Below are 15,078 nucleotides of genomic sequence, written 5' to 3'. Positions count from 1 at the left end.
CCTCCCTTAAAGGGGCTGTCTTTATTTTGTTAATACTCGTTTAATAGGATATAAAGGCATGCTTTCGACTCTCATAAGAGAAGCTATTAACGATCCAGGGAAAACATGCACTGCGGTATTTAATTCACTCACTGAAACATTATAAAACTGATAAGCATCTTTAATCGAATGCCCTAAATCTTGGTATGATTGCACAGTCTCTAGTAATCCCGCTTCTTGTACTAATTGATTATTGGTTTCTAGTTCGGTGAGGAAAGGTAACATCGTTTGATTAAGCATAAGCATACCGTAAAAATGCTGCTCAATTGCACTGTGATTTAATGTGTCATAATCACCAGCCAATTGTATCGATATTTTATCTATCGCTGTGACCCTTGCTCCTTGTTCAGTATCGTCCTTTAATTGAGAAGCTAACAACTGAGTCACCAAGGTTATTTGTTTTGCTAGAAACCCATCCATAATGTGCAAAGCTTCTTGAGCTGCATCTCGTTTTTTAAACAAGCTCATCGCCCATAAATAGCTAATAACAAATACTAAACCGATTACCAGTACTAATCCTTTCATCACTGCGGCCCTATCCTATCTTCACTTATTATCAAATAAGTGGCATATGTTAACAAAAAATTTAGCATGAAATAATATTCAACTCTTTATTAGCAACTCATCGATATTCATGAGCCTATAAATAGTATTTAATGCATTTTATAACACTACTCTCCATCATTTAGATGGAAAAAGCCACTATTAAGACCATTCAACTCGATAGTGAATTTTAAAATAAACCACTAAAAGAAGTAAATAAGACATATATCGTTACAATTAAATTGTTTTTATCACAGCGAGAGTTCATTTAAAAGGTCACTATCATTCATTTGGTTCACAAAACACACATTTATAATAAACCTTTAATTTTCAAGTAATAAAGAAAGTAAAGCTGACCTAGCATGCTTATTTATCCCTTTTTTAAAATAAATAAAAACATTTAAAATAAAAAATAAAATTAAATAACAAACATGAAGTTAGGATCGTCAAACCAATATAATGCAATAGTCAATACGCTATTAATCTAAGATACATGCTTTTGTAAATCGAGTAAATTATGTGCATTAGCTCTAACCGACTAATAATGCCTTTTTGACCCAGATTTTCTGGGTCTTTTTTTTCCTATATTTCTATCACTTATCATCTGTTATTGTTGATTACGACTAAATCAATCTCTCTTCGTTAACTCATTCGTCCTCTAAAACACAATACCGCAATTTTTACTCGCCGTTATTGTGTAATGACATTCAGCCTTAATACAGCTGATATTCTTTATACTCATTCTATATTGTGAAGCCTATCGCTTAATTTAAGTTTTAAGCTAAGTGATAAGTAAGTAAAAACTATCCCTTTGACCCATTCATATGGGTCTTTTTTTTGCCTGATTTTAATTGTTATCATTCTATGCAGGTATTCAGCAGCAATACAGGTAAGTCCTTTTATACTAGGCCTCTATTGTGAAGCTAATCGCTTAACCTACTTTACTTAATTAAATATTTGGTTTAATCCACATTTTATTTAATATGAGAGGCAAACAAGCGACTCAGTAAATGATAAACGATCCCCTTTGACCCATCTTTATGGGTCTTTTTTTTGCCTGATTTTAATTGTTATCCTTCGATGCTGGTATTCAGCAGCAATACAGACAAACACTTTTATACTCACTCCATATTATGAAGCTAATCGCTTAACTGACTTTAACTTAATTGAATATTTTTAAATAAGATAGTCAAACAAGCGACTCAGTAAGTGATAATGATCCCCTGACCCATTCTAATGGGTCTTTTTTCCCGCTCTAGTCTTATTTATATTAAAGTATTCCTTGCACTAGAGACTGATCTTCTCGAGAAAATCGGATAAAAATCACCCCATACCAAGAACCCAGTAAAAAACACAAATAACCACTTAAAATCAAGATATTGCAATTTTATTATATGCTAGATTTTCTATCGAAAATACATTCTACAACATAAAATGTTCATTAAAATCAGTAAACATTTATTTGCAAAATTATCCGTCATGACTGTACTTGTCAGCGTAACCCAATTCTCACAAGCACGCCCAGATACTTATATTAACGCCAAAGAAACCGTCATCGCCATAGGTGATCTACACGGTGACTTTACTGCAATGCTCACCATACTCAAAGCTGCTCAACTTATTGACGAAAACAATAGTTGGATAGGTGGAACAAAAACACTCGTACAAAGTAGGTGATCAACTTGATAGAGGCGATACTGAGAAAGAAATCCTCGACCTATTTGAAGTCCTAATAAATGAAGCGGCTATTGCTGGCGGTGAAGTTATTGTATTAAACGGCAATCATGAAACCATGAATGTTGAACTCGATTTCAGATACATTACTGATGGTGGTTTTGAACAATTTCAATCTTATTACAATGCTGATATTACTGATAAGGACGTCCTCGCAATAAAAGAGGAGGAACACCGTGGACGCGCTGTTGCTTTTAAACCCGCAGGTCCTTATGCACAAATACTCGCCACGCATAATTCTGTTGTCGTTATCGGTGAGACAGTATTTGTTCATGGTGGGATAACACCTGAACATGCAGATTATGGCTTAGATAGCATCAACTCTGAGATTAGTGCATGGATGCAAGGCCAAGAAAAAAATAGACCCAACTCGGTATCAGGTAGTGGCCCCTTATGGAACCGCGACTATGGTTATGAGGTATCAACGGAAGTATGTGAACAACTTGAGACAACACTCAAGAAATTGAATGCCACAAGAATGGTCATTGCCCATACAAGACAAGATAATATTAATCAAGCTTGTGATGGTAAGGTATGGCGCATTGATACCAGTATGTCGAGTTACTATAGTAATGGCAAACTACAAGCACTAAAAATCACCAATGATGATCTCATAGAAATCATTGAAGAAGATGGCTCTATTAGTGAAACAGGATTTGGAACAATAACCCATCAATAATAGAAAAATGTTATATGATTTTGATTCAATAAATAATCATATCCAAGCTCTTTAGTTTAGGGCTTGGATATAAAAAAGCATACGTAAACTATTCTGTATCTCCTTTCTTCATACCCAGTTGTTTTTCTTTAGAACTAAATAGACGCTCGACTATCACAAAGAAAATAGGAATAAAGAAAATCCCTAAGAAAGTCCCGCTAAGCATGCCTCCTACAACCCCAGTACCTATCGCATTTTGACTCCCCGCACCAACACCAGTACTTAAAGCCAGTGGTAACACACCCAGTCCAAATGCCAGTGATGTCATCAAAATAGGCCTCAAACGCACTTTTATAGCGTGTAACGTTGCATCGACTAAACTATCGCCCCCATCATAATATCGCTTAGCAAACTCAATGATTAAAATGGCATTTTTGGTCGCTAAGCCAATCGTTGTTAATAACCCCACTTGAAAGAAAATATCATTGGCCAAGCCACGACTACTCATCGCTAATTGTGCCCCCACAACCCCCAACGGCACCACGAGAATAACCGCCAATGGAACAGACCAACTTTCATACAAAGCCGCAAGCACTAAGAAAACAAAAGCAATAGATAAGACATAAAGTGCAGGCGCTTGTCCGCCAGATAACTGCTCTTCATAGGATAATCCATTCCACTCAATACCAAATCCAGCGGGTAATTGTTTAACCAGCTTTTCCATTTCCTGCATAGCCTCACCAGAACTGACTCCAGACACACTTGATCCTTGAATATCCACCGCCGATAATCCATTAAATCGTTGTAATCCAGGGGAACTAAATTTCCAACTACCCGTTGTAAAAGCAGAAAAAGGTACCAGCTGATCTTGGGAGTTTTTAACATACCAGTCATTGAGGTTATCAGGCTGCATGCGGTACTTGGCATCACCTTGGACATAGACTTTTTTCACTCGACCGCGATCAATGAAGTCATCAACATAATCGCTTGCCCAACCCGTTGTTAATACACTTGTTGCATCACTAATACTCACACCTAATGCACTCAATTTGGCATAATCGATATGCAGCTGATAGGTTGGAGCATCCTCCAAACCATTCATTCGCACACCCACAAGCTTTGGATCTTTAGCCGCTAATGCCAGTAATTGATCTTTGGCCTGCATTAACTTTTCATGCCCTTGACCATTTTTATCTTGTAAGTAAAAATCAAAACCATTAGAGGTGCCCAATTGAATAACGGCAGGCGGTGCAAAAGCCAAGACCACAGCTTCCTTAAATTGAGAGAACGCCACGATTGCTCGATTGGCAATCGATTGAACATCTTGCCCAACCCCTTTGCGCTCAGACCAATCTTTTAAACCAACAAAAGCCATCCCCATATTCTGACCACTACCGGAAAAGTTAAACCCGGCCACACCAAAGACGGAACGAACATTTTTCGATTCTTTCGTCAGATAATAATCAGTGGCCTTCCCTATTACAGCTTCAGTCTGCTCCAAAGAGGCGTTAATCGGTAATGCAACTTGAGTAAATAACACACCTTGATCTTCTTCAGGGAAAAAAGCCGCCGGCATACGAACAAACATCCAAGCAACAATACCAATAAGTACTAAATAAATAAGCATCACTCTGCCAGTACGTTTTATCATACTGGAAACGTTAGCTTGATAACGATTTAATTGCTTATCTAAATTACGATTAAACCAACCAAAAAAACCGGTTTGCTGATGTAATTCTCCTTTAACAACAGGCTTAAGTAAGGTGGCACAGAGTGCAGGAGTGAGTATTAATGCAACCAACACCGATAGCGCCATTGCGGAAACAATCGTAATAGAGAACTGACGATATATCACACCGGTAGAACCTGACATAAAGGCCATGGGTACAAAAACGGCCGATAATGTGAGGCCAATACCAACTAAAGCGCCCGTGATCTGTCCCATCGATTTCTTCGTCGCCTCTAATGGACTGAGCCCTTCTTCTTCCATTATCCGCTCAACATTTTCAACCACCACAATGGCATCATCGACTAATAATCCAATCGCCAAGACCATCGCAAACATGGTTAAGGTATTAATTGAAAAACCAGCAAAAGACAGCACAGCAAACGTTCCTAATAACACCACAGGTACAGCAATCGTTGGAATTAATGTCGCTCTAAAATTTTGTAAAAAAAGGTACATAATCAAGAACACGAGTACAATGGCTTCAAACAACGTTTGCACCACATTCTCAATCGACTTTGCGATGAAAGGAGTGGTATCAAAAGGGTAAACCACTTCCATCCCTTCGGGGAAGTACGGCTTCATCTCATTAACTTTAGCTTTAACAGCTTCAGCGGTTGCTAATGCATTGGCTCCAGTAGCCAACACCACTGCCATTCCAGAAGCCGGTTTACCATTGTAAAACGAGTTCACTGAATAATCTTCAGATCCCAGTTCCACTCTTGCCACATCGGATAAATGAACCAAACTACCAGCTGAATCCGATTTGATAATAATATCTTTAAATTGCTGCGCGGTTTGCAACCGACTTTGAGCAGTAATGGTTGCATTTAATTCTTGGCCAGCGGTTGCAGGTAGCCCCCCTAGCTGACCCGATGTCACTTGTGCATTTTGAGCGGTAATCGCCGATTCTATATCAATACTGGTTAAATTATATTTAGTTAATTTTAAGGGGTTTAGCCAAATACGCATCGCATATTCCGCCCCAAAAACTTTTACTTCCCCCACACCTGAAATACGATTTATGGGCTCTTGTAAATTTGATCCCACATAATCGGCAATGTCACTTTTTGACATAGAGCCATCGTCAGAAACAAAACCTATCACCATCAAGAAACCAGCGCTCGACTTGTTAACACTGATCCCCTGACTTTGCACTTCTGCGGGCAATAAAGGGGTCGCTAACTGAAGTTTATTCTGCACTTGAACTTGAGCAATATCCGGATCGGCTTCTGCATTAAAGGTTAACGTAATCGTTGCGGAGCCAGAGCTATCACTACTCGATGATATATAACGTAAATGATCTAAGCCAATCATTTGCTGCTCTATCACTTGCGTCACACTGTTTTGCATCGTTTCTGCTGATGCGCCGGAATAATAGGCCGTAATGGTGATTGTTGGTGGCGCAATATCGGGGTATTGAGAAATCGGTAAACGCGCTATTCCTAGCGCGCCAAACAACATGATAATAATGGCAATAACCCAAGCAAATATAGGACGATCAATAAAAAAACGTGCCATCAGAATACTCTAATTGTCTGTTGAGGTTAAAATAGGCATCGGATTGATCTTACTACCCACTTGTATTTTTTGTAATCCACTCACTACCAAAATATCACCAACTTCTAAGCCACTCACGATACGCCATTGATTATTAATCACTTCAGCTGTGGCCACAACTCTAGAAACGATCTTATTATCAATAACTAACATGACTACAGCTTGACCTTTCACATTGTGAGTCACTGCTTTTTGAGGTACCAGTATTGCCTTTTCATCAGTGCCTACATTAAGCCAAACTCTAACGTACATCCCCGGTAAGAGCTCATGCTCTGGATTGGGAAATTGCGCCCTTAACGTCACACTCCCGGTCCCTTCATCCACATTGACATCAGAAAATTTAATCGTTCCCAATGAATGATAAAAAGAAGAATCATTTAATAATAATTGCACATTATCGGTATCACTAGCTGTTAACTCGCCACTTTTCAATTGATTTCTAAAGTATATCAACTGATTACTTGATTGAGGGATATCAATATAAATAGGATCTATCTGCTGTAAGTAAGCCAATACATCCGTTTGATTCCCCGTCACCAGTGCACCTTTTGTCACACTGGACTTACCTATCTTGCCGGCAATCGGGGCGGTCACTTGCGTATATTCAAGGTTTATCTCTGCAGTATGAACATTGGCTTCATTCACAACTATTTGTGCCTGTGCTTCTTTATATAACGACTGCGCATCATCAAAATCTTGCTGACTAATCGCACTGGTTTTCAATAACACTTTATAACGCTTTGCTTTTGATTTAGCCGAAGTCAGAGTCGCTTTCGCACTCGATAATTCAGCTTTCGCATTCATCAAAGCCGCTTCATATTGCGAAGGGTCTATCTGATATAGAGACTGGCCTTTACTCACAAAGCCACCTTCAGCAAAGCTGCGTTTGATCACAATCCCGCCAACCTGCGGCCTAACTTCCGACTCTAAATAAGCAACAGCTCTTCCAGGTAGTTCCACTTTAATCACCTGTGGCTTTGCCGAAATAGTCATCACCCCAACATCAATTGGAGACTCGACTCCTGATGCTGAATTTTCCTTATTCGAATCACAAGCAGAAATAAAAAAAACAACGCCTAACATCATGGCAAAATTGATCATTTGCCTCATAGTAACTCCTAATAATCGCGTCAAAAGAAAAATAAAAAATTATTAATCATGTAATTAAAATTACTTTTCCTTTTAACATCTTCCCCAATAAACCCATATCCTCTTCAATTATAGAAAAGAGTAATAAAAAATGATGTGTCATTCAACATTATTGATTCAATCTTAACTCAACTTTCTACATCTAAACAATATCTTTTAATAGTTTTAATACAATATATAATAAATCCGAAATACAAAACAAAGAGAATAGCTTTACCGTTCCATTTTTAATATGAAATATCAGTTTTATATCGTGGCATTTAATAAAATACAATATCAAAGAGTTATTAACAATTAAAAAGATGATCACTAACAAACCATCATGCCGGCATCAAACAACACTAATTCAATAAACAATTAATACACAACTTCACACAGGATTTATGTCCAATGACACTGCCCTTTAAGTATAAATATCCCCACATCGGCTGAAATGAGTAATTCAGCCGGCTTGAATATAGCAAGGACTGGAGTCAAACAAGGTTATCGCCCACACTCAATGCAAGAATACGACTTAAATCAGTCAAACTTCGACCGGATTCTTGCTGCCAATGATTGAACACCGCTTGCACTTGCTTAAGCCCACTTTTACTGGTAAATCCATAATCAATGAGCTTGTGACTTTTAAAATAGCCTTTTATATCATTGGTTAATAAAAACGTTGATTTCCCTATGACACGTAAAAAGTAAGGGCCAGTATTGCCGCCTAAACGTGTTCCTTGCAACTTTAATTGAGCCCATAAGCCAATAATATCATCCTCAGGCCAAGCACTAATTAACCGTGAAAAGCTCCCATACTCTATCTTTATATCATTTATCATATGAGCATTTTCATATATCGCTTGAGTCTTTTTTTGATGCCTGATAAGTGCGGGATCACTCGCTCTTGCCTGCAACTGCTCGGGAGATAACATCAAGACTTTAGAAGGCTCAAAATCAAAAAAAGCTTGCTCATAAGCTGGCCACTTTAATTCAACAATTCGCCAAATAAAACCACTTTGAAACACCTTCTTACTCAGTGCCGACAATAATCTGTCATCGGGTATTTGTTCAATTTCTACAGTCGTCTTAACGGAAGTTAGTAAACCTTCAAGCCCTATTTCTCCACCTTTTCGATCACATGCACGCTGATAAACTGATGAAAATGATTCTATTTTACTCATGAAAAGCAACTAGTAATGGCATAAATATTCAATAGTTTACGCCTTAAAAATCCCACTTGTCTATAGCCAAGTAATTTGAATATGCAAAGTGGCACTTTTTACGTTATGAAATTAAATACAGCGAAGAAAATTATAGGGACGAGGATAACGACTATACTCATATAATCTGTTTAAACTAGGCTTGGTACCGTATTCAATGAAGCTGTATTATCACCCCTTATGTCGCCATGCTCAAAAAGTCCTAATCGCTTTATATGAAAAGCAGGCCTACTTCCATCCTCATGTTGTCGAACTGAATGATGCGCAATCTCGCCACGAATTTAAGAGTCTTTCTCCTTTAACCCGATTACCTTTATTATTACTCCATGATGATACCAAGTTACCTGAATCGAGTATTATTATTGAATTAATCGACAGTATATTGGAGACCGGTACACAACTACTGCCAAAAAATATGAAACACTCACTAGAAATACGGCTTTATGATCGTTTAATCGATCATGATTTACACTTTACGATATTGGCACTAGAAGCTGAGAAAAACCACAAACAACTCGATCAACTAAAGCTCAAGAGTTTAAAAAATAAAATTAAGCTATTTTTAGATGAAATGGACGAAAAACTGAATAATAGCTATTGGCTCTGTAGCGATCACTTTAGTTTAGCCGATTGTGCACTGCTCCCATGCTTGTTCAGTTTGCAACATGAATTTCATCTACTCGACTATGAACATTTAGGCCGTTATTGGATGCAAGCTCAATTACGTGGATCTTATTTACAAGTTAAACAAGAAATTGAGCTAGCTTGCGCCGACAATAAATAGCATACCTAACTATTGTTCTGCTTTTTTAGCTGTAAAAAAATCTTTCCATTTCAATACTTCTGCAGATAAATCTGGCGTGCTCTGGTCAAATCCCGCTTCTTCTAACATTGATTCAATAGGGACTTGTTTGCCCTTACACACAAACACAGCTCGAACATGTGCAATACAATGTAAACCTTTATCACTGACAAAACGCTGCTCGACGTAAAAATATTTTTCATCCCACCCAACTATTTTTGTTTCTATTTCAAATTTAGCCAGCGGTTTAATACCAAGAATATAAGTAAATTCGGCAGCATTCACAACGGGTATCCAGCCTAATTTAATAAAACGCGACAACACTCCCATTCCAGCCAACATGTATATTCTAGCTAAATCCATGAAAGCGGGGTAACGTGAATTAGTAAGGTGAAAATTAATATCACAATCAGAAGGTAAAGCTCGATAGCTAATACGACTCGTACCTAGAAAATCAATTGAACCACAACGACGACTGCGCCAAGCCAATAACCAAAACAACCTAAAATACAGGTTCATAAAAAATGACTTCCTAACAACTAAAATAGAAAATGAAGCAGAATGCTAACAGAGGTCGGACCAGGCCGCAAATTCATATTCAAATAAAAAGGACACAAATATGTGTCCTTTCGTTCTCACTCTCATTTGCTAAGCAGCTTGGATGCCACTATGGCGTAATAAAGCATCAATTTGAGGCTCTCGCCCACGAAAACGCGTAAACAATACCATCGGCTCTTCAGAGCCTCCCATTTCTAAGATATTTTCGAGGAAACGTTGCCCTGTTTCACGATTAAAAATACCTTGTTCTTCAAATAAAGAAAACGCGTCCGCCGACAATACCTCAGCCCATTTATAACTGTAATAACCGGCAGCATAACCTCCAGCAAAGATATGGGCAAAGCCATGTTGAAAACGATTAAAATCGGTGGCTTTAACAACGGCAACTTGCTGACGAACCTCATTCAACTTATCTTGAATGCAAGCCCCTTTTTCACTATCGAATTCAAGATGCATTCTAAAATCAAACAAAGAAAACTCAAGTTGGCGTAACATTATCATGCCAGATTGAAAATTCTTCGCCGCCAACATTTTATCTAACATAGATTGAGGTAAAGGTTCGCCCGTTTCATAATGACCCGAAATTTCAGCTAACGCTTCGGCCTCATAACACCAGTTTTCCATGAATTGACTGGGTAACTCAACCGCATCCCAAGGCACACCATTGATCCCCGACACCTCAGCCACATCGATTTTCGTCAACATATGATGGATGCCATGACCAAACTCATGGAATAAGGTCGTGACTTCATCATGAGTAAATAAAGCCGGTTTACCCTCAACAGGGGCACTAAAATTACAGGTCAAATAGGCAACTGGATTTTGCAAGCCATCTTGGGTATTGCGTCTGACTCGGCAGTCTGCCATCCAAGCCCCGCCCCGCTTACCCTCTCGAGCATATAAGTCCAAATAAAAGCGACCTCTATGGACTCCTTCTACATCCTTTATGGCAAATAATCGCACATCTTTATGCCAAGTTTCAAAATCCTTTATTTCAGTAATCGTTAAGCCAAATAATCGTGAGACAGTGTAAAACAACCCAGAAAGTACTTTATCCTCAGGAAAGTAAGGTCTTAATAACTCTTGGGATATTTCATATTTATGCTGCTTTAACTTCTCACCATAAAAACCTAAATCCCACGGTTCAAGCGCTGATACTTGATAGTGACTTTGTGCAAAATCTTGTAACTCTGCCAATTCAGACTGCCCTTGACCTTTAGAGCGTAAAGCAAGCTCATCTAAAAAAGCGAGCACTTGCTCGGGAGTGTTAGCCATTTTGGTTGCTAATGATTTATGTGCGTAACTATCGAATCCAAGCAATTGAGCTAATTCATGACGTAACGATACAATTTCATCCATCAATGGACCATTATCGAATTGGTCGGCAAAAGGTCCTTGATCAGATGCTCGCGTGACAAATGCACGATAACACTCTTCCCGTAGCGCGCTATTGTCGCTGTACGTCATCACCGGGAAATAAGACGGGAAATCTAAAGTCAATAACCAACCTGTTTGCTCTTTTGCTTGCGCCATCGCTTTAGCTGCTGCTATCGCAGAATCCGGTAAGCCTATTAACTCATCTTCTTTCGTAAGTAATTTACTCCAAGCTTGAGTGGCATCAAGCAATTGATTCGAAAATTGACTGGTCAGCTCGGACATACGCTTAACGAGTTCACCGTAACGCGCTTTATCGTCATCATTTAATCCAATACCCGACAATTCAAAGTCACGTAAACTATTTTCAATCACTTTCTTTTTCGCTTGGCTCATCGCAGTAAATTCAGCAGAGTCTTTTAATGACTTATAGGCTTGATATAAACCTTGATGCTGCCCCATAAAAGTACCGTATTCCGATAATAAAGGCAGGCAATCATCGTGGGCTGCACGTAACTCATCCGTACTCACCACCGCATTCATATGCGATATGGGTGACCAAATCTGACTTAATTCATCATCGACTTGCTCCAATGGAGCGACTAAATTGTCCCAAGTAAAATGCGTATTGTTAGCTAAAATAGTGTCAACTTCACTGCGGCACTTTGCAATACCCTGCTCAACAGCGACTTTAATATGATCGGGCTTAATTTGAGAAAATAACGGTAACTCTGAACCGGTAAGCAAGGGGTTATTCATGCGCTGTCCTCAGCAATTGTCTTTGCATTATTGATACTCAATGAGATATGGGCGCAAACAAAACTATTCAATAGCCATAAGAATAAAAGCCAGAAAAAGGCCTTAGTCATTGACCGCCTCAACGGCACAACAGAAGAAAAATATCAAATCTAGCGTCGATAATGACGAACTGCCGAATGGCTATAATCAAACCTATGCTGGCACGCATGTAAGCTGGTTATTTTGAAGTTTATAAAAAAGGCCCAAATAAAGATCAGGCCCTTCTTACTACTCAGTTCACAATCAAAATATGAGTAACTGTACTATCACCACTACTTAGTCTTATAACGGCGATCTGCTCTGCCCATTTGTACCCAAAGCACATTGTCACTGGCTTTAAGTTGATTCGCTAATACAAAAAAGCGTTCAATATCGGCTAGCTTGGTTAAATTAAGCGTCTCTACTGGCACAGCATTCACCATATTCAATCGACTCACTCTTTGAATAATCAAGTCATGTTTTTGAATAAAAGCCTCAGCATCAACGCCTTCCTTTAACTTAACACTGATCACACCGGTTAATGTTGGTTTAATTCGAGTCGCTGTAATACCATCATGACTCACTTTTGTTCGAGTCCTTTTTTCTTCTTGCACAAATACCCGAGGATCTAAGCCATCATACTCAGCCTTTAATGTCCGTGTAAATGGCTCGGCTAATGCAGCAAAAGATAACAACACACTTAAACATAATATGATTTTTTTCATTATACACCCTAAATTTATTTAGCTTCATGCCCATGAAAGCGAATTGACCAAGAAACAAATTCACCATTAGCCTCATTTGGCATACTAACTTCACTACCATCAATGAAAATACTGAAATCCCCACCATTGACATCAACCACCTTAAGCGTCCATTGACCTGATGTTTTTTCCCCATAAAACGCATTCGACAGCATCAAGGTATTGTCAAACCCTTTCACATCATCACCCTGATAAACATAACCATTATACGGTGTCATCAATACACTACGCGTACCTGAAGGAGAAATAAGCTCCACCGCTAAATCCGGTAAACGCCCATGTTTTGCCGTCAATTGAATTTGCACCCCTTCGACAATTAAATCATCGGTTATCGAAATGCTATCACTCACACCTTGAATATTCGCGTCGGGAATCGCTTTATTAATAAAAGCCGATCCAGCCCACTCAGAAATGCGATATTCTCCTAAATCGGCGGTATAATTTAACACCATTTTAACCGCGTCACTGACATTGACGCGGCCAAAACCATAAAAATCATGAAAATGAAAACCCGCCGCATTAGTCGTCCAACTCGGTACTGCTATATATTCCTCATGGCTCACACCAGTATCCACATCAATCGTTTTAGCTTGTATATTTTTATCGACTTGCGTGGCTGTTGTCGCTAGAACATGACGAATATCACGCCACGTTAAATCCGAATTGGCCCCCCAAATGACCGCAATGGCCCCACTAGTATTGGGTGCAGCGGAGGACGTTCCCCCCATATGTGAGGTGTAGTTACAATGGGGGTTTAACTCATTTCCACTATCAAACACATTGGCTAAATTATCAAAAGATAAAAATGACGTTAAACCTGCACTGCACCCTTGCCTATCTGTGGTAATAATAGCCGGATATTCATCACCATCTTCACCACCAGGGGCACTGATAAATACATTTGAACCAACAGTACTATAACTACTCAACGTTCCATTAGCATTTAACGCACTCACCATTAAATTATAAAAGTTGGCCTGATTAGCTGACATATTCGCATTGTATAAGGGTAACTCATCAGCCCCTGTTGCCGTATTTTGGCCTCGAAAGAAATAATGAATACCATTCGAAAAATCATTAAACTCATTACCCGCCGCTGTAACAAACAAACTCCCTTGACCTCGAGTCGCCACTTCGTTTAATGCTTCTTCTTGGTAGTAATCCATATCATTAGGGTAAGAAAATTCTATACCATAACTCTGATTGAAAACGTGAGCTTGCTGGCTACCGCCTTTTATACCATGAGAAATATCAAAGGCTTCTTCAGAGTAGAAATTATACAAATAATTATATCCAAGTACACTAGCCTTAGGTGCTACCCCACGTCCTCCAATATCATTCCAACCTTCTGCCGCAATAATGCCCGCTACAGCTGTTCCATGAAAGGAATCTTCATCTGTGGGAGTAGGATCATTTGACGCTGTAACAAAATTATAAGAGCCATCAAGTAATATATTATTTTGCAAATTAGGATGAGCTATTTCAACACCATCATCGACAACCGCAACAACAATACCGTTGCCATGATAACCACTGGCAATCGCATCAACTAAATTCATATCTTCGCCAGCTTTCCCCCCATTTTCTGCAAACGCAGTTTGCCCAGTGTTATGCAGATGCCATTGCTGTTGATAAAGCGGATCCCCAGATTTTATGCTTATATGTACTTTTGCAATCGCTTCTTTATCAGCCCTTTTAATGCTGTATTGCACGAAATCTTCACCTTCCGGTGCATCTGCCAAATAAGTGAATGCACCAGTATTAGCATCTGTAATAGTAAAAGACCCTAACTTAGCCTGTTCTTTGTTTGATATAGAAAAAATCACCTTACTGTTCTCCCAAGGGTTCTTCAATTGCCCTTTGAGATAAATAGACTGACTAGCATTTAAATAACTATCAGCGACTTTCGACTCATTAAAAGAGTCTTTTTCATCTCCGCCGCCACAGCCAAATAATAAAAATAAAGGCAGTAGAACACTCACACTAGTCCGTTTAGCACTGGTTGTATATTTCATGATAAACTTAAAATCTTCCTGAATAACATATAAAAATAGAAAAATATTTTTACTTTAATAACAATCGACTAGGGGGCGTTGACAATTGGCCATGATTAGCTGATTAAGATACAATTTTTCTCTTTGAAATTCATATGTCTCGTAAAATGATTAGCGATAAGCAGTGGCGACGAATTC

At 38.8% G+C, this 15,078-nt stretch carries 10 protein-coding genes and 1 pseudogene; 3 read left to right on the top strand and 8 right to left on the bottom strand.

The window, feature by feature from the left end; all coding sequences use genetic code 11:
• Positions 1 to 21 precede the first annotated feature (21 nt).
• Positions 22 to 564 carry a LemA family protein gene (locus L2764_RS13715; protein ID WP_248940821.1) on the bottom strand — a complete coding sequence of 181 codons (543 nt, stop codon included), beginning with the start codon at positions 562 to 564 and terminating at the stop codon, positions 22 to 24.
• A 1,452-nt stretch (positions 565 to 2,016) separates the two neighbouring features.
• Here L2764_RS13715 and L2764_RS13710 point away from each other — a divergent pair.
• Entirely contained in the window at positions 2,017 to 2,259 is a 243-nt protein-coding gene (locus tag L2764_RS13710; protein WP_248940820.1) for a hypothetical protein, read from the top strand.
• Complete coding sequence (locus tag L2764_RS13705; protein WP_248940819.1) at positions 2,228 to 2,995, top strand: metallophosphoesterase; 768 nt, start codon at positions 2,228 to 2,230, stop codon at positions 2,993 to 2,995. The genes L2764_RS13710 and L2764_RS13705 overlap by 32 nt, the downstream gene beginning before the upstream one ends.
• 88 nt (positions 2,996 to 3,083) lie before the next feature.
• On the opposite strand, the gene L2764_RS13700 is transcribed toward L2764_RS13705, so the two are convergent.
• The 3 genes from L2764_RS13700 to L2764_RS13690 form a co-directional block, all read right to left on the bottom strand.
• Entirely contained in the window at positions 3,084 to 6,221 is a 3,138-nt protein-coding gene (locus L2764_RS13700) for an efflux RND transporter permease subunit (protein ID WP_248940818.1), read from the bottom strand.
• A 9-nt stretch (positions 6,222 to 6,230) separates the two neighbouring features.
• A complete protein-coding gene (locus L2764_RS13695; protein WP_248940817.1) occupies positions 6,231 to 7,370 on the bottom strand; it encodes an efflux RND transporter periplasmic adaptor subunit in 1,140 nt (379 codons plus the stop codon).
• A 512-nt stretch (positions 7,371 to 7,882) separates the two neighbouring features.
• Complete coding sequence (locus L2764_RS13690) at positions 7,883 to 8,572, bottom strand: DNA-3-methyladenine glycosylase I (protein ID WP_248940816.1); 690 nt, start codon at positions 8,570 to 8,572, stop codon at positions 7,883 to 7,885.
• Positions 8,573 to 8,768: 196 nt separating this feature from the next.
• On the opposite strand from L2764_RS13690, the gene L2764_RS13685 reads away from it, so the two are divergent.
• The gene (locus L2764_RS13685) at positions 8,769 to 9,395 is read left to right on the top strand and encodes a glutathione S-transferase family protein (protein WP_248940815.1); all 627 of its coding nucleotides are present in this window, start codon (positions 8,769 to 8,771) and stop codon (positions 9,393 to 9,395) included.
• A gap of 5 nt (positions 9,396 to 9,400) precedes the next feature.
• On the opposite strand, the pseudogene L2764_RS13680 reads toward L2764_RS13685, so the two are convergent.
• The 4 genes and pseudogenes from L2764_RS13680 to L2764_RS13665 form a co-directional block, all read right to left on the bottom strand.
• Positions 9,401 to 9,932, bottom strand: a pseudogene (locus tag L2764_RS13680) (thioesterase family protein).
• Between the two features lie 129 nt (positions 9,933 to 10,061).
• Entirely contained in the window at positions 10,062 to 12,104 is a 2,043-nt protein-coding gene (gene prlC, locus L2764_RS13675; protein WP_248940813.1) for an oligopeptidase A, read from the bottom strand.
• Between the two features lie 311 nt (positions 12,105 to 12,415).
• The gene (locus tag L2764_RS13670) at positions 12,416 to 12,847 is read right to left on the bottom strand and encodes a serine protease external chaperone (RefSeq protein ID WP_248940812.1); all 432 of its coding nucleotides are present in this window, start codon (positions 12,845 to 12,847) and stop codon (positions 12,416 to 12,418) included.
• Between the two features lie 14 nt (positions 12,848 to 12,861).
• Positions 12,862 to 14,901, bottom strand: a complete 2,040-nt coding sequence (locus L2764_RS13665) for a S8 family serine peptidase (RefSeq protein WP_248940811.1) — start codon at positions 14,899 to 14,901, stop codon at positions 12,862 to 12,864.
• Positions 14,902 to 15,078: the final 177 nt, after the last annotated feature.

It is taken from the genome of Shewanella surugensis (genome assembly GCF_023284005.1).
Classification (GTDB): Bacteria; Pseudomonadota; Gammaproteobacteria; order Enterobacterales; family Shewanellaceae; genus Shewanella; species Shewanella surugensis.
The sequence above is the reverse complement of the archived record's forward strand: the minus strand, read 5'-3'. Positions and strand labels throughout refer to the sequence as shown.